This window comes from Bradyrhizobium sp. Kon69 (assembly GCF_055807515.1).
This window is the reverse complement of record NZ_JBVVOS010000001.1, coordinates 234,618-257,173: the sequence shown is the minus strand read 5'-3', so window position 1 is coordinate 257,173 and position 22,556 is coordinate 234,618. Positions and strand designations below refer to the sequence as shown.

Sequence of the window (22,556 nt, the reverse complement as noted above, 5' to 3'; positions counted from 1 at the left end):
TATGACCCCTGCAGCTCATATCGCGCTTCGCAACGTCTCGGTGAGGTTTCCGGTGCTGTCGTTCCGCGACCGCTCGCTGCGCAGGCGGTTCGTCAGCGCCGTGACGCTGCGGCGGAACGCAGCGGTCCCGCACATCGTCTCGGCGTTGAACGACGTCAGCCTCACATCCGTGCCGGCGACCGCGTCGCCATCATCGGCGCCAATGGCGCCGGCAAGACCACGCTGCTGCGGGTGCTCGCCGGCATCTACCACCCGACGTCGGGCAGCGTGGACGTGCTGGGCCGCTGCCAGCCGCTGTTCGATCTCTCGGCCGGTTTCGACGAGGAGGCAACCGGCTATGAGAACATCATGCGGCGTGGCCTCGTGATCGGCGCACGGCGCTCCGAGATCGACGCCAAGCGCGCGGAGATCGCCGCATTCACCGAGCTTGGCGACCGGCTCGACCTGCCGCTGCGCACCTATTCCAGCGGCATGATGCTGCGCCTGATCTTTGCGGTCGCAACCGCCGTCGAGGGCGAGATCGTGCTGCTCGACGAATGGATCGGCGTCGGCGACCAGCAGTTCCGCAAGAAGGCGCGGCAGCGGCTCGACGAGATCGTCGTCCGCGCCGGAATTCTGGTGCTCGCCTCGCACGACGTCGCGCTGATCAAGAGCACCTGCAACCGCGCGATCCTGCTGGAGGAGGGGCGGATCGTGGCGGCCGGCGCAACCGATGAGATTCTCGGCCAATATCTCGGCGGCGCGAAGGCGTAGCTGCCCGGTCGGGGTTGCCTAAACCCGTGATCCCCTATATTGCTCCGCCCTCGTTGGGGCCACGTGGCGGAGTGGTTACGCGCCGGTCTGCAAAACCGTTTACTCGGGTTCGAGTCCCGACGTGGCCTCCATCACAACCTCCTGATATCTCAGCAATATTCGATCGCATCGCGGCTGCCATCAGCCTGCGGCGGCAATGCGTGGTGGCCGCGCACACCGGGTTTGCCCGGGGCCCGGCGGAAACCCGCCATTCAGCCTGCTGGCATAGTCTTCGCATCTGCGAAGTGATGCATCCCAACGATCGAGCGCTGGAGAGCACGTGAGCGAAATCGTCCGATTTGTCCCGAAATCCGAGCTGGAGCGGGCTCGCCTCATTCGCGAGGCCCGCGCGATCTATGACAGCATCTTTCCGCCGGCCGCACCCGACCAGGCGCCGCAGGACGGCGGAGAGCGCGTCAAGACCTGACCGCGGGCACGCCGAATCTCGTGGCGTAGGGCCCATAGCAAAACGCCCGCACAGCGCGGGCGCATCGGCTCACGGTAAAATTGGCCTTAGCAGACCGCGTACCAGCCGTCCGGAAACGGCAGCAGGGGCCAGGCGCCCTCGTTGTCATTAGCGGCCTTCGGTTTCGCGGAGGCGTTGGGCTTCGCGTAATAGGTCCACGAGCGCGGCACGAAATCCTCCCCCGGCACGAACGCCAGATCGTCATGGACCATGGCGTCCTGGACGGCATCCAGCAGCAAGTTGAATTCGGCTTCGCTCATCACACCCTCCGGACCGCGGATGGCGCAATGTCGCAAAGCCGATTTGTTTCCCGGTTGAGCCGATCGTTCGCATTTTAACGATCGGCCAATCGGGTCCCGATTGGTTAGCGATTGATGAAATCCCGTTGGGAAACTTAGGTTCCTGCCGGGTGCCTCCAGTGTGAAGGAGGTCACATCTTCGGCTGTTTATTTCTCCTACCCCTTCGCACACCGGCCAAAACAGGCCGGCGGGCAAGGCAGACGGGAGACTGGTCATGAAGGCGAGGTTCTTGCGGTTTGCGGGTGTGAAAAGCCGGGCGCGTCGCGCCTCGACGGTCGGGCTGTTCCTGACGCTGTTTGCCTCCGCCGCCCATGCGCAGCAGGGAACGCCCGAGCAGCGCCGGGCCTGTACCCCCGACGTCTACCGGCTCTGCGCCGGCGAAATCCCCAACGTTCGCGCCATCACAACGTGCCTGCGCCGTAACAGGTCAAGCTTGAGCGAGGCTTGCCGCAGCGTGTTCGATCAGGCCGGGGGCTGACATGCCGGGCCTGTGGGTTTGTGCGCAGCAAGTGGCTCGCGCGGGCTCGAGAATCCGGCATAGTCGGCCTGTGGATAGGCTGTGGGTATGCTGCGGACAGGCTGTGGAAGGCAGTGATGTGCTTCGGATGCCCCCCGCGCAGATGCGTCCTTCGATTGTCATATCTCTGTCAAATGACCTCACCGAATGATTCGCTGATCGCGCAGATCGCGGCGCAGCGCGGGATCATATGGTTCTTCCGAATTCGGAATTGCGCGCTGCGGCGTCCGCATTCACGAACAGTTTTTGTGCAGCCGCCTGCCCAAATGGCGGGCTCCTTCCATCCAATTTTTTGTACGCCCGCGGACAAGCTTTCCGGTCCGCTCTCCTCCTAGGCTCGCTTCCGCGATCTGGAACATGGCCATTGCCATGACAATTCGAAGGAGCTGGAGATGGAGAGACCGGTATTGCCCCAGGCGCGGGGGAACGCGCGTGCATCGCTGTCTTGGCGCAAGGCCGCGCTCGGTGCCGCGGTCACTTTCGGCGCGCTGGCAGCTGCGCCCCTGAGCGCGCAGGCTGCGGCGCCTGCGGCCTGCGCTGCGCTCCAGGACAAATATCCGGACTGGAAGGGCAAGACCCTCGTCAACGCCATCAATCCGCACACGCCGGGCTACGAGACCATCGATCCGAAGGATCCGAGCAAATATATCGGCTTCGACATCGATCTCGGCGAAGCCATCGGCGAATGCCTCGGCTTCAAGCTGACCTACAAGCCGGTGACGTTCGCGGCGCTCCTGACCACGTTGGCCGCGGGACAAGCCGACATCGTGATTTCCGATATCTACGCCACCAAGGAGCGCGCCAAGGCCGCCGACTTCATCACCTATTCGAAAGTGTTCGACGGCGTGCTGGTGGCCAAGGGCAATCCGAAGGGCATCAACGGCATCAACATGTCGATGTGCGGCGCCGCTGCCGCTGAAAACACGGGCTATGTCGAGGTGCCCCTGATCCAGGCGCTGATGCCCGAGTGCAAGAAGGCGGGCAAGGCCGAGCCCACCGTCCAGCTCTACGACAACAACGCCAACTGCATCCAGGCGATCCTCGCCGGTCGTGCCGACACCTATGTCAACGACGTCAACACCGTCGACAGCGCCGTCAAGGCCTATCCGGACAAGCTGGAGAAGGCGACAGCGGTGACGATCCCGTATTCGGTCGGCATCGCCGTTCCGAAGGACAAGCCGAAATTCCGCGACGCCGTGCTCGCGGCCCTGATCGAGGTCCAGAAGGCCGGCACGCATATGGAGCTTCTGAAGAAGCATGGGCTCGACGTGAACAACTTCAAGGAGCCTGACATTCTGACGGCCGACTGATGTCGCTGTTCCTCCATTACCTGAGCATGCCGTATCTGCTCGAGGGCATCGAGCTCACCCTGGAGGTGACTGCCCTCGGGCTCGGCGGCGGATTGATCCTCGGATTGATCCTCGCCGGCATGCAGCTCTCCCGCTTCTGGCTGCTGGCGGCGATCGCCAGGGCCTACACCGTGATCTTCCGCGGCACGCCGCTGATCCTGCAAATGGTGTTCGCCTACGACGCGTTGCCGCATATCGGCATCAAACTGCCGGCGGTGCTGGCCGCCGGCCTTGCGCTGGCCTGCAACGAGGCGCCGTTCATCGCCGAGATGCTGCGTGCCGGCGTGCTCGGCGTCGATCGCGGGCAGGTGACGGCCGGCCAGGCGCTCGGCATGACGCCGCGGATCCTGATGTGGCGGGTGATCGCGCCCCAGGCGATCCGCACCATGATCCCGGCCTTCGGCAACGAGGCCGTGAGTGCGCTGAAGAATTCGTCGCTCGCCTCCGTGGTCGCGGTCCAGGAGCTGACCTTGCGCTCGACCCAGCTTGCGTCCTCGACCTTCGACTTCTTCTCGATCTTCTTCGCCTCGGGCTTGCTGTATCTCGTGCTGACCTTTGCCATCAGCGTCATCCAGCTTTTTGTCGAATGGCTGCTCGATCTCGACCGCGCCAAAGGTCGCCAGCGCAAGCTCGCCGATTATCTGCCCTGGCGCCGCGTCGATCTCGCCACCGAGCTCGAACTTGCCGCAGCGCCCGTCGACGTCCAAGTGCCTGCACAGGCTGAGATCACCCACACGCCGCCGCTGGCCTTGACCCGCGATGAACGCACCCGGCGTGCGGCAACGATCTCGCGCAACAACATCGCGGTCGAGACCAAGGACCTCACCAAGAGCTACGGCGCGCAAAAGGTGCTTGGCGGCCTCGATTTTACGGTGCGCGTCGGCGAGGTCGTCGCACTGCTCGGGCCCAGCGGCTCCGGCAAGAGCACGCTGCTCCGCTGCATCAATCATCTCGAAAGCTGGGACGGGGGCACGGTGCGCGTGGGGGGACGCCGTCTCGGTTTCGACGACAACGGCAAGCTGCTGCCGCCCCGCGCGATCGCCAATGAGCGGGCAAGCGTGGGCGTCGGGATGGTGTTCCAGCAATTCAACCTGTTCGCCCATCTCTCGGCGAAGGAGAACATTGCCGGTCCCTTGCGCTGGGTGCACGGCATGACCCGCATCGATGCCGATCGCCGCGCCGCCGAGCTGCTCGACCGGGTCGGGCTGTCGCACCGCGCCGACGCGCTGCCGCGGCATCTCTCCGGCGGTCAGCAGCAGCGCGTCGCGATCGCCCGAGCGCTCGCACCGAACCCCAGCGTGCTGCTCCTGGACGAGCCGACCTCGGCGCTCGATCCCGAGCTCGTCAGCGAGGTCCTGGAGGTGATCCGGCGGCTCGCCATCGATGATGGCCTCACCATGATCATCTCGACGCACCAGATCCGCTTCGCGGACGAGGTCGCCGACCGTGTCGCTTTCCTGAGCGGCGGCACGATCATCGAGGAGGGGCCCGCGCATGAGGTTCTCTCCAGCCCCCGCAATCCGCTGACTGCGCGTTTCCTCAGCGTGATGGAAACCGACAAGACTCCGGAGGCGGTGCGATGAGAGCCGCACCCGCAACGTTCAAGACCGCGTTTCCAGAAGAGGCCACCTCATGAAGCATGTCACGCTGCCGGTTTCGCCGAAGACCGTCCACTGGGGCTATTTCTCCAAGAAGGTCGCGCCGGCCTTGACGCTGCGCTCGGGGGATCGCGCCACCATCGAGACGCTGACCCACCACGCCAATGATGACTACGAGCGCATGATCCAGGGTGATCCCGGCGCCGAGAGCGTGTTCCAGTGGACGCGCGAGCACAAGGCAGTCGCGCGACGCGGTTCGGGCCCGACGGAAGGCCCCTTCATTCGCGGCGCAGGCGAGGGGATCGGCGTGCATCTCCTTACCGGTCCGGTAGCAATCGAAGGCGCCGAGCCCGGCGACATTCTCGAGGTGCGCATCCTCGATATCAGGCCGCGGCCGAGCTGCAGCGCCTGTCATGCCGGGCGCTGCTTCGGCTCCAACGTCGCCGCGAATTGGGGGTTTCACTATCACGATCTGATCGAGGAGCCGAAGCCGCGCGAGGTCGTCACCATCTTCGAGCTCGACACCTCCGGCGAGCCCTGCGCCAAGGCGGTCTACAACTATGTCTGGACGCCGCAGACTGATCCTGACGGCATCGTGCATCGGACCATCGATTATCCCGGCGTGCGCGTCGATCACGCCACCATCAAGAAGCGGGAGAACATCCTCGCGAGCGTCAAGGTGCCGGCACGGCTGCATTTCGGCACCATGGGGCTTGCGCCGTCGGAGGCCGATTTCGTCAGCTCGATCCCGCCGAGCTATACCGGCGGCAACATCGACGACTGGCGCATCGGCAAGGGCGCGCGAATGTTCTATCCCGTCGCGATCCCCGGCGCCTATTTCTCGGTCGGCGATCCCCACGCCGCGCAAGGTGACAGCGAGCTTGGCGGCACTGCGATCGAGACCTCGCTGACCGGTGATTTCGAGTTCGTCCTGCACAAGAAGGCCGATCTCGCCGGCACCAGCCTCGAGGGTCTCGACCATCCGATGCTGGAGACCGATCAGGCCTGGTCGTTCTACGGTTTCACCTATCCGAACTACCTCGCCGCGCTCGGCGCTGACGCACAAACCGAGATTGCCAATCACTCGAGTCTCGACCGTGCGATGCGTGACGCGTTCCGCAAGCTCAGGAGGTTCCTGATGACCGTGCACGGCTTGAGCGAGGACGAGGCGATCTCGCTGCTATCGGTCGGCGCCGATTTTGGCGTCACCCAGGTGGTCGACGCTAACTGGGGCGTTCACGGCACGATCCGCAAGAACATCTTCCGGTGCGACTAATGCATTGAAGCACATTCCATTTCGGGATGAGGACGTGACCAAAGACCGTCATTTGCGGCCCGTCGCTGCGACGGATGACCGCGTGCGTCTGGCACAGAGGTTGCTTCGATCCACTGCAATCTGGGTCGATCCAATGAGCTTCCGTCCCTTCACCAGCGAGTCCTACGCGCAAGACGACCGCCCCGAAGCCTGGCGGGACGTGCTGGCTGCGGTGGGCCTGCAACCTGCTACCGGTCAGTCCTTCTTCGACGGGCATGCGACCGCATCGCACCGTCAAGCCGCAGGTGTTACGCTCACACGCATGGCCGCCGGCGCACAGACGATCGGACCGCTCGCGCAATCCAACGACGACGTTCCGATCGCGCTGATGCCGGTCGAAGACGGCATGGTGCTCAAGAGCGCCGCCGGCCATCGTATCGTTCCGGTCGGCCATCTCGTGCTGCTGCCGCGGAGCGGGGACTGGAGCATCGTATTCCAGCGCGACATGCGCGCCGTCGTGCTGTCGGTGACGTCGGAGGCGCAGCACGGACGGCGCTCGGGCAGGCCGCGGCTCGGCGAACCCCGGGTCGTTCCGCCCAGCGGCTTTGCCGACGTCTTCGCGCGCTTGATGGATGCGACCGCGCGCACGCTCGACACGCTGAGCGATGCCGAATGGAATGCGGTCGCGCAGTCGCTCGTGGATCTCCTGCTGACACTCGCCCATCAATTGGCCGCTTCGACGTCCGACGCCGGTTCGAGCGCGACGCAGTCGGCCCTCCTGCACCGGATCTGCCAGACCATCGAACGCCGCCTCGACGATCCCGAACTGGTGCCCGCGCGCGTCGCGCAGGCCGAAGGAATTTCCGAGCGCTATCTGCAAAAGCTGTTCGAGAGCGTCAGCGACAACTTTACTCATTACGTGCGCGAGCGGCGGCTGCAGCGCGCCTGGGCCGATCTGTCCAATCCGTCCGAGGCGCATCGCTCGATCTCGGAGATCGCCTACGCCTATGGTTTTGGCGATTCCGCCCATTTCAGCCGTGCCTTCCGCCATCGCTTCGGACTGCCGCCGCGCGAGTTTCGCCAGCAGGAGGCGGAGCGGGCGACGACGCAGCATGGGATAACCGGTCAGCGCGGCTGGCCGCAGGATGCGCTGGCGCAGCTTCGCGTGCACCAGGCGAGTGCCGAGGCGCGCGGCAATCTCGCCCGTACCGACATCGATGAGCCGAGAACGGCCGAACGCAAACATCATCATCTTCCGATCGAAGCGAACCGCGTTCATTGGGGATATTTCAGTCGCTCGTTACAGCCGCAGCTCGAGATCGCCTCGGGTGATACCATCACCATCGAAACGCTGACGCAGCACGCCTCCGACGATCCTGAGCTGATGATCGCGGGCGACACCGCCGCCGAAAGCGTATTCGGCTGGACCAAGGCAAGGAAGAACGTGGATCGGCGCGGCGCGGGTCCGATGGATGCCAGCATATTCGGACGCGGCGCCGGCGAAGGCTTTGGCGTGCACATCTGTACAGGGCCCGTGTCGGTGAAGGACGCCCAGCCCGGCGACGTGCTGGAAGTGCGGATCCTCGACATCGTACCGCGCACAAGTCGTCATCCGAAACATTCAGGGCGCGTGTTCGGCTCCTCGGTCGCGGCCTGGTGGGGCTATCACTACGACGAATTTCTTTCAGGGCCGAAGCCGCGCGAGGTCGTGACGATCTATGAAATCTTCGACGACGCCGACGCGCCGCATGCCCGGGCGCTGTATTCCTACCGCTGGGAGCCGCAGACCGACCCGTTTGGCGTGGTGCACGCCACCTACGACTATCCCGGCGTTCCGGTATTGCCCGGCACGGTGAAGCGCCGCCACGCCGTGCTCGACGGCATCCGCATTCCCTTGCGCCCGCATTTCGGCGTGATCGCGGTGGCGCCGCGTGAGGTCGATTTCATCGACTCCGTGCCGCCGTCCTATTTCGGCGGCAATCTCGACAATTGGCGCCTCGGGAAGGGGGCGACCGTCTATCTTCCGGTCTCCGTTCCCGGCGCATTGTTGTCGGTCGGCGATCCCCATGCCACGCAAGGTGACGGCGAATTGAGCGGCACCGCGATTGAATGCTCAATGACCGGAACCTTCGAGGTGATCCTGCACAAGAAGGCCGACCTCGCCGGTCAGCCCTTCGCCGATCTGTCTTATCCCCTGATCGAGACCGAGTCCGATTGGGTCCTGACCGGATTCAGCCATCCCAACTACCTCGCCGAGTTCGGCGCTCAGGGCCAGAGCGAAGTCTACGCAAAGTCCTCGCTCGACCTCGCCATGAAAGATGCGTTTCGCAAGATGCGACGCTTCCTGATGAACGTGAAGGGGCTGAGCGAGGACGAGGCGATCGCGCTGATGTCGGCCGCCGTCGACTTCGGCGTCACGCAGGTGGTGGACGGCAATTGGGGCGTGCACGCGATCATCAGCAAGCGCCTGTTTCAAACCTTCCCTTAGACAAGCCTTCCGTGAAAAGACGCGCCCGTAACAAGGAACCCCAGTGAAATTCCACATGATCAGCGGCGGACCGAAGCCGGTCGCGCCCTTCAGCCACGCGGTGGAGACCGACGGTTTTGTCTTCGTCACCGGCCAGATGCCGGACACGCCGCAAACACCGGGCGTGTTGCCCGACGGCATCGTCGCGCAGACGAGGGCGGTGATGGAGAATTTGAAGGTAGTATTGGCGGGCGTCGATCTCGGTCTCGAACACGTCGTGATGACACGCATTTATCTCACACGTTTCAAGGAAGACTACGCCGCAATGAACGAGACTTATCGCGGGTTCTTTCCGCCCGACCGCCTGCCGGCCCGCACCTGCGTCGGTGTCACCGGGCTTGCCTATGACGCGCTGATCGAGATTGACCTGGTCTGCCGCCGGCCGTGAGTTCGGCTTTTCGTAGCCCGGATGAGCGAAGCGATATCCGGGACTGCCGCGCGAACGAGTCCCGGATGTCGCTTCGCTCATCCGGGCTACAATCCCTTGCGTTGCCCGACGTGCAAAACACCCAAACGACAAGTCAATCCGCTGGCGCGAAAATATTCGCCTTTACAGAAATTCTGATTTATCGCATCTTGTCGCCACCTCACCCCGGTCAGAGGGGCGTATCGCGATCGTCACGAACGCGGGGTGAGCTGCGGTGGACGCTAGTCACATCGGCGCGAAGGGCTTCGCAGGGCGGGAAACCGTGAGCGAGGGCATCGCGCACACGACCGATGCTATTAGCGTACGGCAAAACCGTGTCGTCCTGACGCCCGGGGTCTGTGCGTCAAGTCTTGTGGTGATGTGGGCTGCTCGACCGGGCATTCGCATCAGCCATCCGCAAGGCGACGGGGGCAATAGTGCATCGCTCCCCGGGGAGAGCTCGGCATAAGCCGTCAAACCACTGCGCAGGGAAGGCCGTGTGTTGGGCTTCACCTGTATGCCGCTGTGCAACCTCTTGTAGCGCAACCTTCGCACAGTGGACCGTGGGTGCCAGCCGGCACCCGGTCTTCCCTGCGCCCTCTGACGAGGAGGGTGGACGAGACGAAGCAAAGCTCGGGCGAGCCAAGCCGCGAGGGCGCGAAGCTGTGCCTGCGACGAAAATCACATTCCGCACGCGGCGCCCGCGCCGGAGACAGCAAGCCGCGCCGATCTATGAATGCCGGTTCATTGCTGCGGAGAATTCGAATCGGTAAGAATTGGCTCGTTGCGCGTCTCGTGTCGTGCAACGCGCCGGAGGCGGATCGATCGCGTCTTGAACCTTTCGATTGCGCCTCCGACGAATCCTTCGAGGCAACGCCATTGGTTGCCGCGGCGCCTGCGCCGATCGACGTCAGGCACCGAAAGCCCGTTTCGATCGGGGGAATTTCATATGAAGTATTTTCTGTCTGCACTGATCGCGATCGGTCTATCGATGGCCGCCGCGCCGTCGTTCGCGGCTGACGCGCGCAACGTCACTGTCGTCAACGAGACCGGCTATGCGATCAAATTCCTGGGCTTCAACGCCCCGGACGATGGCATGGACGAATGGGACAACGAGCTGGACAAGGTTTTGCAGAACCAGGCGAGCACCTATGTCGAGTTCGACGATGACGACGAAGGATGCGTCTGGAACGTCCGCGTCGACTGGCAGAACTATGACGAGACCGTGCTCTGGAAGAACGTCAACCTCTGCAAGTTCACCGCGCTTCGGCTGCGCTACGATTCCGGCACCAAGACCACTTCGTTCGTCGCCGAGTAACTTGACCTGAGACCAGGCGGAGGAGGGGCCACGCGCCCTTCCTCGCCGCAATGTGCGAGATGGCGAATTCGTCCTTTGCAAGCGCAAGCGGCTTTGTTATACGCAGCCGCGCGCGAACGACGGGTTCGCCCTTTTCCTCGGTAGCTCAGCGGTAGAGCATCCGACTGTTAATCGGATGGTCGCTGGTTCGAATCCAGCCCGGGGAGCCAAATTCCGCTTCATCTTCAATGGTTTGCGCCAAGACTCTGATCTGGCGCGCGATCTCGTTACGGCAAATTCTCAATTAGATGTGTACCGTGACGAGCCCGTATCCTCCGCGGCGACGCCAAAACGACTCAATTGAAATCGAGCTTCCAGAGGCCGGTCCTTTACGGAGCTGATTCCCATGCGAGACATCCAGGTCGACCGTTCCCCGCTGGCTCCCTCCATTCTGCCGGCGGACATCCCCGAACTGAGCGACGACGAATGCCTCGCCTGTCTGGCGCGCGCGGTCGAGACCCACGATTCGGCACGGCTGGACGAAGTCGCCGCATTGATCGGCCGCCTCGCGGTCACGATCGAATAGTCTCGCCCGCGACGTTGCGAGATGCGGAAAGGCCCGGTTCGCGGGGCCAAAGCCATGTTGCGTTTTCGCAGGGCCTGTTCCAAAGATGCCGCCAACTTTCGTCCGCGGCATCGTCCGCCTTGCAGGGTCCGCAAATGTCCGTTTTCTCGACGGCGCGCCTAAAAATGGTCGATGGCCAGGTGCGCACCAGTGACGTCACCGATCGCCGTGTTCTCGACGCCATGCTCATGGTTCCGCGCGAGGCCTTCGTACCGGCCAGCCGGCAGGCGTTGGCGTATCTCGACCTCGATCTCGACGTCAGCGAGGGCGGCACCAAGCGCTTCCTGATCAAGCCGCAGCTGACCGGCAAGCTGCTCCAGGCCGCTGAAATCGGCGAGGGTGACAACGTCCTGGTCGTCGGCTGTGCCACGGGCTATCTTGCAGCGCTGACCGCCCAGCTCGCGCACCAGGTCACCGCGACGGAATGCGATTCGGCCTTGGCCGCGAAGGCCAAGGACGCCTTCGCCGCCCTTGGGCTTGCCAACGTGACCTGCAAGGCCGCGGCCTGCACCGAGGGTGATGCCGCCGCTGGTCCCTATGATGTGATCGTCCTCAACGGTGCCACCGAGGTGACGCCGGCAGGGCTGCTCGGGCAGCTCAAGGAGGGTGGGCGCCTGTTGGGGGTTTCGGCCGAATCCAGGCCGCCGCGCGCCATGATCGTGACCCATACCCACGGCGAATTCGGCCATCGGGCGCTGTTCGATGCCGCGGCCCCGGTCCTTCCCGGGCTGGAACGGGCCGCCGCCTTCGTCTTCTGACAGCCGATAGCGGCTTTAGCCCGTTAAAATCCCGTTCTGAATCAGAAGTGTGGCCGGGATGCTGCACGTGAAGAGTTTCCACCGCGAACTACCCTCAGGTAGTTCCGTCGCGCTTGACCGCGTCCTATGTTGCGGCGGGGCAACGACTCCACTCGTAGACGTTACCCAGCTCGCGGGCACGAGCCGGGCGTTAGAATGAACGGAATTTTTGGATGCATGGGGTGAAGCTCTTCACCGGAGCAGCGGTTTCGGTCCTGCTGCTGGCGCTTGTCGCGCCGACGCCTGCCTTGGCGGATACGATCGAGGCCGCGCTGGTGCGCGCCTATCAGAACAATCCGCAGCTGAACGCGCAGCGCGCCCAGGTGCGCTCGACTGACGAGAACGTGCCGCAGGCGCTGTCGGGCTATCGGCCCAAGGTCAATATGACCCTCGGCAGCGGGTATCAATATCAGGACGTCCAGGCGACGCAGAATGTCGTCCCCCCCACCCCCAAGTCGATCTCCGGCTTGCTTCAGCCCAACAGCGCCAGCGTGAGCGTCAGCCAGACACTCTACAACGGCAATCAGACCGCCAATAGGACGCGCGCGGCGGAGAGCCAGGTCTCGGGATCCCGCGAGGCGTTGCGCGTGCTCGAGCAGACGGTCCTGTTGCAGGCTGCCACGACCTACATGGACTACCTGCGTGATTCGGCGACTCTCGAAGTTCAGCGCAGCAACGTGCGCGTGCTCGAACAAACGCTCAAGCAAACCCGCGATCGCTTCAACGTCGGCGAGGTGACGCGTACGGACGTGGCGCAATCCGAAGCGCAGCTGGCTGCCGGCAGGACCCAGGCCCTGACCGCCGAATCGAATCTCACGACGACGCGCGCGAACTTCCGCCGGATCATCGGCAACGAGCCGGCGGCCCTCGCCCCCGGCTCGCCAGTCGATCGCTTCCTTCCTGCGACGATCGCCTCCGCCGTTGGTCTCAGCCTTGTCGAGAATCCCAACGTTACGGCTGCCATGTATGGCATCGACGTCAACTACCTGCAGGTCAAGATCAACGAAGGCGCTTTGCTGCCGACGGTCACGGTCGCGGCTACTGCCAGCACAGCCTACCAGCAGCAGCTAACCCTCTTCCGAACGAGTTCCGCGTCCGCCCTCGCGACAGTCGCTGTGCCGATCTATCAGGGCGGCACTGAATATGCGCTGATCCGCCAATCGAAAGAGAACCTGGCGCAGCAGCGCCTGAATCTTGAAACCACACGCGATCAGACCCGCGCCAACGTCGTGCAGGCCTGGGGCCAGTTGGAAGCCGGCAAGGCGCAGGTGCAGTCCGCGCAGGCGCAGGTCACGGCCTCCGAGATCGCGCTGAATGGTGTGCGCGAGGAAGCCAAGGCCGGCCAGCGCACCACGCTCGACGTGCTCAACGCGCAGCAGGCGCTGGTGAACGCACGCGTTGCGCTCGTCACTGCCCAGCATGACCGCGTGGTGGCGTCCTATTCGGTGCTCAATGCGGTCGGCCGTCTCGCGCCGCAGGTTCTTGGCCTCAACACCACGGTCTACGATCCCAGCGTCCACTACCACCAGGTCCGCGACAGCTGGGCCGGCGTGCGTACGCCTGACGGACGCTAGAGTCCCGTAATCATCCGGTCGGCCTCGCAAATAGCCGAGGCCGACCGGTGCTTTGCTTGCAATCAGCAAAATCCCTGACATAGCCTTGCCAAGAAGATGCGGGTCGATTCGCTCTGCATCCGATGCCGTGTGCGTAAAGCATGAGTGCCGAGGGCAGGGACGCACCGCTGCACGTTGAGCCGTCATCTGGGGACAAGTCGGGCTGCCGTGACGAAAATGTCGGGCCACCCATCCGGAACCGGCCAATCCTGTTGTGCTTGGTGTAAAACAACGCATGCGAGGGCGTTGATGATGTGGAGTCGGAGATGACGCAGCCTGCAAAGGTCACAGAACCCTCGATGGAGGAGATTCTGGCCTCGATCCGGCGCATCATTGCCGACGATGAGGCCAAGCCGCCGCCGGCGGATGCTGCCAAGCCCGACAAAGCTGCCGCCCCCGCCGCGCCACCGAAGCCGCAGGCGATCAACGATATTCCGCCATCCAAGGTCGCGCCGCCCAAACCGGCCGCCGAAAAGCCCGCACCGGCTCCGGCCGCAAAGCCGGCAGCGCCGCCGGCCCCGGCACCCGAGGCGGATGCATCCAACAATCAGGACGATATCGACGCGCTGCTGGCGGGCCTCGACACGGCCACCGCTGCGCCGGAAATCCGTGCTCCCGAGCCGGAGCCCGAACCTGAGCCCGACGTGCTGGAATTGACCGACGATATGGCGCTGGCGATGGAGCCAACGCCGGCTCCGCCGCCGCCGAGCTTCCGCAAGGTCGAGCCGCGCGACGATCTCGAATTCGCCGAATCGCCGCCGCCGCGTCCGACGCCGGCATCCTATGCGCCGGTGGATTTCGATGCGCCGCCACTGCCGCCCCAACAGCCGATCCTGGCGCAATCGACGGTCTCCGCGGTCGAATCCGCCTTCAATTCCCTGGCCCACACGGTGCTCAGCAGCAATGCGCGAACGCTGGAGGATCTGGTCAAGGAGATGCTGCGTCCGATGCTGAAATCCTGGCTGGACGACAATTTGCCCGGCCTCGTTGAACGCATCGTGAAGGCCGAAATCGAGCGGGTATCGCGCGGCGGCAGGTAAATCGGGCCGCAGAGCCCTCATAAAGCCCTGCTTGTCCGTCATATTCGGCCTCCCGACCGTACCCGGAAAGCTTTGTTGCCGCCTGGCTTTCCTTTGACCTTTCCGTTGACTTGTCCGTTGACTTGGACCCCGTGCGCGGCTTTCTAACAGCGCCATGATCGAGAAAAATTACCAGCCCGCCGATATCGAAGCCCGCATGTCCGTCGTGTGGGAGGACAGCCTTGCCTTCAAGGCCGGCCGCCCGGACCGCCGCGACGCTGTGCCCTTTACCATTGTGATCCCGCCGCCGAACGTGACGGGCTCGCTGCACATGGGCCACGCGCTCAACAACACGCTCCAGGACATCCTGTGCCGGTTCGAGCGCATGCGCGGTCGCGACGTGCTGTGGCAGCCCGGCACCGACCATGCCGGCATCGCCACCCAGATGGTGGTCGAGCGGCAGTTGATGGAGCGCCAGCAGCCCAGCCGTCGCGAGATGGGCCGCGAGAAGTTTCTGGAGCGGGTCTGGCAGTGGAAAGCCGAGAGCGGCGACACCATCATCAACCAGCTCAAGCGGCTCGGCGCCTCCTGCGACTGGTCGCGCGAACGCTTCACCATGGACGAGGGCCTGTCCAAGGCCGTGGTCAAGGTGTTCGTCGAGCTGCACCGCGACGGCCTGATCTACAAGGACAAGCGGCTGGTGAACTGGGACACCAAGCTGCTCACCGCGATCTCCGATCTCGAAGTGCAGCAGACCGAGGTCAAGGGCAGCCTCTGGTACTTGCGCTATCCGATCGAGGGCAAGACTTTCAGCCCCGAGGATCCCTCGAGCTTCATCGTCGTTGCCACCACGCGCCCAGAGACCATGCTCGGCGATACCGGCGTCGCCGTGCATCCCGAAGACGAGCGCTATCAGAAGCTGGTCGGCAAGAACGTGATCCTGCCGCTGGTCGGCCGCAAGATCCGCATCGTCGCCGACGACTATTCCGATCCGGAGAAGGGCTCGGGAGCGGTCAAGGTGACACCGGCGCACGACTTCAACGACTTCGAGGTCGGCAATCGCCATGGCCTTGCCCGGATCAGCGTCATCGACAAGGAGGGTTGCCTCGATCTGCTCGACAACGAGGATTATCTGCGCGACCTGCCGGAAGGTGCCGCGCAGTTCGCCGAGGAGTTCAACAAGCTCGATCGCTTTGCAGCGCGCAAGCGCATCGTCGAGCGGCTGGAATCGTTCGGCTTCGTCGAGCGGATCGAGCCCCACACCCACATGGTGCCGCATGGCGACCGCTCCGGCACGGTGATCGAGCCCTATCTCACCGACCAATGGTATGTCGACGCCAAGACGCTGGCGAAGCCCGCGATGGCCGCCGTGCGTTCGGGCGAAACCACCTTCGTGCCGAAGAACTGGGAAAAAACCTATTTCGAGTGGATGGAGAACATCCAGCCCTGGTGCATCTCGCGCCAGCTCTGGTGGGGCCACCAGATCCCGGCCTGGTACGGTCCTGACGGCAAGGTGTTCGTCGCCGAGACCGAAGAGGAGGCCGTCAGCCACGCCCTCGGCTATTACGTCGAGCAGGAAGTCATCACGGTCGAGCAGGGCCGCGAGATGGCGCTCGACCGCAACAAGCGTGACGGCTTCATCACGCGCGATGAGGATGTGCTCGACACCTGGTTCTCCTCGGCGCTGTGGCCGTTCTCGACGCTCGGCTGGCCCGCGGACGCGCCGGAAGTGCAGCGCTACTACCCGACCAACGCGCTGGTGACCGGCTTCGACATCATCTTCTTCTGGGTCGCCCGCATGATGATGATGGGCCTGCACTTCATGAAGGAGGTGCCGTTCTCGACGATCTACATCCACGCCCTCGTCCGTGACGAGAAGGGCGCCAAGATGTCGAAGTCGAAGGGCAACGTCATCGATCCACTCAGCCTGATCGACCAATATGGTGCGGACGCGCTGCGCTTCACGCTGGCAGCGATGGCCGCGCAGGGACGCGACATCAAGCTCGCCACCAGCCGGGTCGAGGGCTATCGCAATTTCGCGACCAAGCTCTGGAATGCGTCGCGCTTCGCGGAGATGAATCACTGCGCCGTGCCGGAGGGGTTCGAGCCGGCCAAGGTCAAGGAGACGCTGAACCGCTGGATCGCGCATGAGAGCGCGCACACCACGCGCGAGGTGACCGAGGCGATCGAGGCCTATCGCTTCAATGACGCCGCCGGCAGCATCTACCGCTTCGTTTGGAACGTCTATTGCGACTGGTATCTCGAGCTCGCAAAACCCGTGCTGCTCGGTCCCGACAGCCCTGCCAAGGCCGAGACCCGCGCCATGGTGGCATGGGCGCGCGACGAGATCCTGAAGCTGCTGCACCCCTTCATGCCCTTCATCACCGAGGAGCTGTGGGAGGTGACGGCCAAGCGCGACGGTCTGCTCGCGCTGGCACCGTGGCCGCTGAAGCCGGCCGGGCCGACGCCGGAGCAGCTTGCGATGCTCGCGGCGACGACGGGGCCGACCGACGCGCTCGTCTCCCCGGTTTGGGTGCTGCCGATCTTCGACCATGCCGACTTCACCGATCCCGCGGCCGAGGCCGAGATCGGCTGGGTGATCGACCTCGTCACGCAGATCCGTTCGGTGCGCGCCGAGATGAACATTCCACCGGCGACCCTGACCGCGCTGGTGCTCGCGAGTGCCTCGGCCGAGACCAAGGAGCGCGCGCCGCGCTGGAGCGACGTCATCAAGCGCATGGCGCGGCTGTCGGACATCTCCTTCGCCGACCGTGCACCCGACGGCGCGGTTCAGCTCCTGGTGCGAGGCGAGGTAGCTGCGCTGCCGCTGAAGGGCGTGATCGACGTCGCCGCTGAGCGCACGCGCCTCGACAAGGAAATCGGGAAGGCCGATTCCGACATCAAGCGCGCGGAGTCCAAGCTGGCGAACGAGAAATTCGTCGCCAACGCGGCCGAGGAGGTCGTCGAGGAGGAGCGCGAAAAGCGTGAGGCTGCGCTCGCCCGCAAGGCCAAGCTGCTCGAGGCGCTGGAGCGGCTGAAGCAGGCCTCGTAGGCTTATTTCGGGAACGGCTTGCTCAAAAACTTCGAGCCCCTGACGCCATAGCGCCAGGGCAGCTCGATGGCCTTGGTGATGCCGATCCGGATTCCGGCCACGACCTCCAGATCCCCCGTCCGCGCATGCAGCGCGATCGGCGGACGGTCCAGCGGCAGGGCATTGTGCGCGATGGTGATGCCAAGCGCTTCGGTCAGCTTGCCCGGGCCCGAGCACAACGCGTGCAAATCCTGGAGATGGCGGCGGCGGCGCATCGCAGCGATGCCGTGGGTCGGCTCCAACGCGCGGATCAGCACGGCGCTGGCCGAGCCTTCTTCCTCGCAGACGAAGTTCACGCACCAATGGATGCCGTAGGAGCGGTAGACATAGGCAAAGCCGGGCGGGCCGAACATCACCTGGTTCCGCGGCGTGGGGCCATTGTAGGAGTGCGCCGCCGGCTCGGTATGATGATAGGCCTCGACCTCGACGATGATCCCGCCGACGCCGTCGACCAGCATGGTCGCACCGATCAAGTCGGGCGCGACCTCGTGGACGCTGCGCGCGAAAAAGGCACGCTTCAGCGCTTTGCCGAGCCGGGGTGTGGAAGGTTTCAAGACTGGAGCCATTCGAGGTGAGAATCGCCAGAGAACAGAGCAGGATATTGCCTATATCTGCCATGTTCCCTGAAGCGGGGCGAGCCGGGTTGCGATGCCCGGCCAGACCGACTAGGTAGGACTTGGTCAGACCGGACATCCCATGGTCGTTATTGTCGATACCATCTCGAACCCGCTGCGCCCGCGTCACCCCGAAAAGGTGAACCGGCCCGATTCCGCTTCGCCGCCGAAGCCGGACTGGATCCGCGTACGCGCGCCCAACACCCGCGGCTATGCCGACACCCGCAACATCGTGCGCGCCAACGGCCTGCATACGGTGTGCGAGGAGGCGGGCTGCCCGAATATCGGCGAGTGCTGGGACAAGAAGCACGCGACCTTCATGATCATGGGCGACACCTGCACCCGCGCCTGTGCGTTCTGCAACGTCAAGACCGGCATGCCGAATGCGCTCGACGCAGCCGAGCCGCAGAACGTCGGCGAGGCCGTGGCCAAGCTCGGGCTTGCCCATGTCGTCATAACCTCCGTCGACCGCGACGATCTCACTGATGGCGGCGCCGAGCATTTCGCTCAGACCATCCGCGCGATCCGCGCTGCATGCCCCTCGACCACGATCGAAATCCTCACGCCCGATTTCCTGCGCAAGGAGGGAGCGCTGGAAATCGTCGTCGCGGCGAAGCCCGACGTGTTCAACCACAATCTTGAGACCGTGCCGTCGTGCTATCTCACCGTGCGGCCGGGCGCGCGCTATTTCCATTCGATCCGGCTGCTGCAGCGGGTCAAGGAGCTCGATCCCACCATCTTCACCAAATCCGGCATCATGGTCGGCCTCGGCGAGGAGCGCCACGAGGTGCAGCAGGTGATGGACGATCTGCGTTCCGCCGACGTCGATTTCCTGACCATCGGGCAATATCTCCAACCGACCCGCAAGCATCACGCCGTGATGCGCTACGTGCCGCCGGACGAGTTTTCGTCCTACGAGAAGGTCGCCTACACCAAGGGCTTCCTGATGGTGTCGGCGAGCCCGCTCACGCGTTCGTCGCATCACGCCGGCGAGGATTTTGCGAAACTGAAGGCCGCGCGGGCAGCAAGCGCCCGCTGAATCGCCATGCCCAATTTTTCGAGCAAGCGCCGTGTCGATCACAGCGCGTCCGAGATGTTTGATCTGGTCGCCGACGTCGAGCGCTACCCGGAATTCGTGCCGCTGTGCAGCGCGCTGAAGGTCCGTCAGCGCATGGCGAAGCCCGACGGCACCGAGGTGCTGGTCGCGGACATGACGGTGTCGTTCAAGCTGGTCAGGGAATCCTTCACCAGCCGCGTGACGCTCGACCGCGCCAATTTGAAGATCCTGGTCGAATATCTGCAAGGTCCTTTCAGCAATCTGGAAAACCGCTGGACGTTCGAGCCCAAAGGCGAGAGCGTTTGCGATGTCGGCTTCTTCCTCGCCTACGAGTTCAAGAGCCGCATGCTCGCGCTCCTGATGGGCTCGATGTTCGACGCCGCGTTCGCGCGATTTTCCATCGCGTTCGAGAAGCGGGCGGATGCGATCTACGGACGGCGGAAGCTGGCGTCGTCGTAGTGGACGGGCACGCTCTCTCCTCCGTCATTGCGAGGAGCCCTTGCGACGAAGCAATCCAGAATCCCTCGGCGGAGGGACTCTGGATTGCTTCGCTCCGCTCGCAATGACTGAGGAGGCGGCGTCGACACTCTCCAACAACTCTCGTCCTCCGTCGCAGACACGGGTGTGCAGCCCCGCGGCGTGTCTCGCCCGAGCTTGGCTTTTGGCGTCGCCCCCAATTGCCAGAGGGCGCAGGGAAGGCCGGGTGCCGGCTGGCACCCACGGTCCACTGTGCGAAGGTTGCGCTACAAGAGGCTGCACAGCGGCATACAGGTGAAGCCCAACACACGGCCTTCCCTGCGCAGTGGTTTGACGGCTTATGCCGAGTTCTCCCCGGGGAGCGATGCACTATTGCCCCCGTCGCCTTGCGGATGGCTGATGCGGATGCCCGGTCGGGCCGCCCACATCACCACAAGACTTGACGCACAGACCCCGGGCGTCAGGACGACACGGTTTTGCCGTACGCTGGTCGCACCGGTCGTGTGCGCGACGCCTTCGCTCACGGTTTTGCCGCCCTGCGAGGCCTTCGCGCCGATGTGACTAGCGTCCACCGCAGCTCACCCCGCGTTCGTGACGATCGCGATACGCCCCTCTGACAGGGATGAGGTGGTGGGATGAATACGCCAAAGCCGAATTTCGGCAAAGTGGAATCTTTTCGCGCGAGCGGATTGACCCGTCGTTTGGGTGTTTTGCCCGTCGGGCAACGCAAGGGATTGAAGCCCGGATGGAGCGAAGCGTAGTCCGGGACGCCGTATCCGCGGAACGAATCCCGGATTGCGCTTCGCTCCATCTGGGCTACGGGAGTCATCCCCGCGGCGACCGCGGAGTCCTGCGTTTGACCGCGTGCCGGCGCGGCGAGCGTGTCACGCGGGGGCGCAGGCGGGTTACCGCGGCTTCACGGCGCGGCTTGGTCTGGACTGGGCCGCGGGCGAGATCCATCAGCATGCGCAACGCCTCGACCACAGAGCGTTGACGCACGGCGGTGCGGCCGATGGCGCCAAAGCGATGCTCGCGGTGAACGATACGTCCGTCGCGCGCGGCGGCGGCGAAATGGACGAGGCCCACCGGCTTGCCCGGCGTGGCGCCGCCGGGTCCGGCAATGCCGGTGATAGCGACTGCAAGATCGACGCCGGCACGCTCCAGCGCGCCGACCGCCATGGCCGTTGCGGTCTCCCTGCTGACGGCGCCGAAATTCGCAAGCGTGCCGGCCTCGACCCCGAGCATCGCGCGCTTGGCGTCGTTGGAATAGGTGACGAAGCCCCGATCGATCACGTCGGAGGAGCCGGGAATGTCGGTCAGCGCGCCCGCGACGAGGCCGCCGGTGCAAGATTCAGCGGTCGCGATCGTCAGCTTGCGCATCCGGCACAGATCGAGCAGCGAGCGGGAGAGGGCGCGTGCGTCGCTGCCGGCCATGGCCTAGACACTCCAAATCTTCTCGTTAAACGGCAGACGGATGGTGGCGCTCGCGGTGGCCGCGATGCCTTCCTCGCGGCCGGTGAAGCCGAGCCGCTCGCTGGTGGTCGCCTTGACCGCGACCCGGGAGATGTCGACGCCGGAGATCTCGGCGATGCGCGCGCGCATGGTGTCGCGTAAGGGACCGATCTTCGGCCGCTCGCAGATCATGGTGACCTCGAGATTGGCGATGCGGCCGCCGCGCTGGGTGACGCGCTCGATGGCGTATTGCAAAAATTGGTCGGAGGAGGCGCCTTTCCACTTCGCGTCGCTGGGCGGGAAGTGCGAGCCGATATCGCCGTCGGCGAGCGCGCCGAGGATGGCGTCGACCAGCGCGTGCAGGCCGACATCGCCGTCGGAATGGGCCAGGAAGCCCTTGGTGTGCGGCACGCGCACGCCGCAGATCATGAGATGGTCGCCGTCGCCGAAGGCGTGGACGTCGTAGCCCGTGCCGGTCCTGATGTCGCCGAGCAGGCTGGCCAGCCGCGCTTCCTCGCGCACGAAATCCTCGGGGGTGGTGAGCTTCATATTGGCAACATCGCCTTCAAAGGTTGCAACCGTCAATCCCGCCCATTCGGCAATCGCGGCATCGTCGGTGAAATCGCTGCGGCCGTCCTTGGCCGCGCGACGATGCGCTTCGAGGATGACGTCGAAGCGAAAGGATTGCGGCGTCTGTGCGATCCGCAACCGCGCCCGGTCCGGCGTGTCCTCGACATTACCGTTCTCGCCGGTGACCTTGATGGTGTCGGTGACGGGAACGACGGGGATCGCGGCGCCGGTGCGGCTGGCCGCATCGATCGCGCGGGTGATCACGCCTTCCGAAACGAAGGGGCGCGCGGCGTCGTGGATCAGCACGATGTCGGGCTTGTGCCTGGCGAGCGCTTCGAGACCGGCGAGCACCGAGGCCTGCCGGGTTGCGCCGCCGTTGACCGGCGCCTCGTGGCTGAGCCCTGCGACCGCTGCCGTGAACATGGCGCTGTCGTCGGGGTTCACGACCGGCTGAACCGCGAACACGTCCGCATGACGGCTGAAGGCCTCCATGGCACGATAGATCACCGGCACGCCGCCGATCTCGCGATATTGCTTGGGGCCACCGGCGCCTGCGCGCAGGCCGCGCCCGGCCGCGACGAGGACGACTGCAGTGCGCTGTGATTTCGCCATAGGACTCAAATACTCATTTGATGATGAAGAGAGTCGGGGGTTGGGGGTGATTGCCGCATGCCTCTAGCACGGCAGGCCCGCAAAAAAAGGGGGTTTCCCCGGATTGTGGGAAACAGCATTTT

Annotated in this window: 19 protein-coding genes, 2 tRNA genes and 1 pseudogene; 18 read left to right on the top strand and 4 right to left on the bottom strand. The window is 64.4% G+C overall.

All coding sequences use genetic code 11. From position 1 onward, the window contains the following. The first annotated feature begins 1 nt into the window (after nucleotide 1). The 3 genes and pseudogenes from AC0L3U_RS01285 (at nucleotide 2) to AC0L3U_RS01275 (ending at nucleotide 1,219) form a co-directional block, all read left to right on the top strand. Nucleotides 2-753 (top strand): annotated as a pseudogene (locus tag AC0L3U_RS01285) (ABC transporter ATP-binding protein). A gap of 57 nt (nucleotides 754-810) precedes the next feature. After that, nucleotides 811-884 (top strand) — tRNA-Cys (locus AC0L3U_RS01280). 188 nt (nucleotides 885-1,072) lie between these two features. Next, nucleotides 1,073-1,219, top strand: a complete 147-nt coding sequence (locus tag AC0L3U_RS01275; protein ID WP_007610232.1) for a hypothetical protein — start codon at nucleotides 1,073-1,075, stop codon at nucleotides 1,217-1,219. A gap of 86 nt (nucleotides 1,220-1,305) precedes the next feature. Here AC0L3U_RS01275 and AC0L3U_RS01270 read toward each other — a convergent pair whose 3' ends face one another. Further along, a complete protein-coding gene (locus AC0L3U_RS01270; protein ID WP_473360387.1) occupies nucleotides 1,306-1,518 on the bottom strand; it encodes a hypothetical protein in 213 nt (70 codons plus the stop codon). Nucleotides 1,519-1,772: 254 nt separating this feature from the next. On the opposite strand from AC0L3U_RS01270, the gene AC0L3U_RS01265 reads away from it, so the two are divergent. The 13 genes from AC0L3U_RS01265 to AC0L3U_RS01205 all read left to right on the top strand — a co-directional run bounded on the left by AC0L3U_RS01265 (nucleotide 1,773) and on the right by AC0L3U_RS01205 (nucleotide 17,613). Further along, nucleotides 1,773-2,036, top strand: coding sequence for a hypothetical protein (locus AC0L3U_RS01265; protein WP_473360386.1), 264 nt, complete (start codon nucleotides 1,773-1,775; stop codon nucleotides 2,034-2,036). Between the two features lie 431 nt (nucleotides 2,037-2,467). Beyond that, entirely contained in the window at nucleotides 2,468-3,385 is a 918-nt protein-coding gene (locus tag AC0L3U_RS01260; RefSeq protein WP_007610235.1) for an ABC transporter substrate-binding protein, read from the top strand. Further along, the gene (locus AC0L3U_RS01255) at nucleotides 3,385-5,007 is read left to right on the top strand and encodes an amino acid ABC transporter permease/ATP-binding protein (protein ID WP_473360385.1); all 1,623 of its coding nucleotides are present in this window, start codon (nucleotides 3,385-3,387) and stop codon (nucleotides 5,005-5,007) included. The genes AC0L3U_RS01260 and AC0L3U_RS01255 overlap by 1 nt, the downstream gene beginning before the upstream one ends. A gap of 49 nt (nucleotides 5,008-5,056) precedes the next feature. Continuing rightward, nucleotides 5,057-6,298, top strand: coding sequence for an acetamidase/formamidase family protein (locus tag AC0L3U_RS01250; protein WP_473360384.1), 1,242 nt, complete (start codon nucleotides 5,057-5,059; stop codon nucleotides 6,296-6,298). A 133-nt stretch (nucleotides 6,299-6,431) separates the two neighbouring features. Then, the gene (locus tag AC0L3U_RS01245) at nucleotides 6,432-8,765 is read left to right on the top strand and encodes an acetamidase/formamidase family protein (RefSeq protein WP_473360383.1); all 2,334 of its coding nucleotides are present in this window, start codon (nucleotides 6,432-6,434) and stop codon (nucleotides 8,763-8,765) included. A gap of 43 nt (nucleotides 8,766-8,808) precedes the next feature. Then, nucleotides 8,809-9,192 carry a RidA family protein gene (locus AC0L3U_RS01240; RefSeq protein WP_473360382.1) on the top strand — a complete coding sequence of 128 codons (384 nt, stop codon included), beginning with the start codon at nucleotides 8,809-8,811 and terminating at the stop codon, nucleotides 9,190-9,192. 967 nt (nucleotides 9,193-10,159) lie between these two features. Beyond that, a complete protein-coding gene (locus AC0L3U_RS01235) occupies nucleotides 10,160-10,528 on the top strand; it encodes a hypothetical protein (RefSeq protein ID WP_473360381.1) in 369 nt (122 codons plus the stop codon). A gap of 134 nt (nucleotides 10,529-10,662) precedes the next feature. Then, nucleotides 10,663-10,737, top strand: a tRNA-Asn gene (locus tag AC0L3U_RS01230). 176 nt (nucleotides 10,738-10,913) lie between these two features. Next, a complete protein-coding gene (locus tag AC0L3U_RS01225; protein ID WP_007591158.1) occupies nucleotides 10,914-11,093 on the top strand; it encodes a hypothetical protein in 180 nt (59 codons plus the stop codon). A gap of 134 nt (nucleotides 11,094-11,227) precedes the next feature. Next, on the top strand, nucleotides 11,228-11,890 hold the full coding sequence (locus AC0L3U_RS01220) for a protein-L-isoaspartate O-methyltransferase family protein (protein ID WP_473360380.1): 663 nt from the start codon (nucleotides 11,228-11,230) through the stop codon (nucleotides 11,888-11,890). 212 nt (nucleotides 11,891-12,102) lie between these two features. Beyond that, a complete protein-coding gene (locus AC0L3U_RS01215) occupies nucleotides 12,103-13,503 on the top strand; it encodes a TolC family outer membrane protein (protein WP_456764391.1) in 1,401 nt (466 codons plus the stop codon). Nucleotides 13,504-13,808: 305 nt separating this feature from the next. Continuing rightward, nucleotides 13,809-14,582: a PopZ family protein gene (locus AC0L3U_RS01210; RefSeq protein WP_473295477.1), complete on the top strand. Its 774-nt coding sequence runs from the start codon at nucleotides 13,809-13,811 to the stop codon at nucleotides 14,580-14,582. Between the two features lie 154 nt (nucleotides 14,583-14,736). Continuing rightward, nucleotides 14,737-17,613, top strand: coding sequence for a valine--tRNA ligase (locus tag AC0L3U_RS01205; protein ID WP_473360379.1), 2,877 nt, complete (start codon nucleotides 14,737-14,739; stop codon nucleotides 17,611-17,613). Nucleotides 17,614-17,615: 2 nt separating this feature from the next. Here the strand turns inward: AC0L3U_RS01205 and AC0L3U_RS01200 are convergent, their stop codons facing one another. Continuing rightward, entirely contained in the window at nucleotides 17,616-18,218 is a 603-nt protein-coding gene (locus AC0L3U_RS01200) for a DNA-3-methyladenine glycosylase (protein ID WP_473360378.1), read from the bottom strand. 130 nt (nucleotides 18,219-18,348) lie between these two features. On the opposite strand from AC0L3U_RS01200, the gene lipA reads away from it, so the two are divergent. Beyond that, nucleotides 18,349-19,305, top strand: coding sequence for a lipoyl synthase (lipA, locus tag AC0L3U_RS01195; RefSeq protein ID WP_473360377.1), 957 nt, complete (start codon nucleotides 18,349-18,351; stop codon nucleotides 19,303-19,305). A 6-nt stretch (nucleotides 19,306-19,311) separates the two neighbouring features. Then, on the top strand, nucleotides 19,312-19,782 hold the full coding sequence (locus tag AC0L3U_RS01190) for a type II toxin-antitoxin system RatA family toxin (RefSeq protein ID WP_007591145.1): 471 nt from the start codon (nucleotides 19,312-19,314) through the stop codon (nucleotides 19,780-19,782). A gap of 843 nt (nucleotides 19,783-20,625) precedes the next feature. Here the strand turns inward: AC0L3U_RS01190 and AC0L3U_RS01185 are convergent. Next, nucleotides 20,626-21,234, bottom strand: coding sequence for a CinA family protein (locus AC0L3U_RS01185; RefSeq protein WP_473360376.1), 609 nt, complete (start codon nucleotides 21,232-21,234; stop codon nucleotides 20,626-20,628). 3 nt (nucleotides 21,235-21,237) lie between these two features. Then, on the bottom strand, nucleotides 21,238-22,434 hold the full coding sequence (locus AC0L3U_RS01180) for a bifunctional 2-C-methyl-D-erythritol 4-phosphate cytidylyltransferase/2-C-methyl-D-erythritol 2,4-cyclodiphosphate synthase (RefSeq protein WP_473360375.1): 1,197 nt from the start codon (nucleotides 22,432-22,434) through the stop codon (nucleotides 21,238-21,240). Nucleotides 22,435-22,556 lie beyond the last annotated feature (122 nt).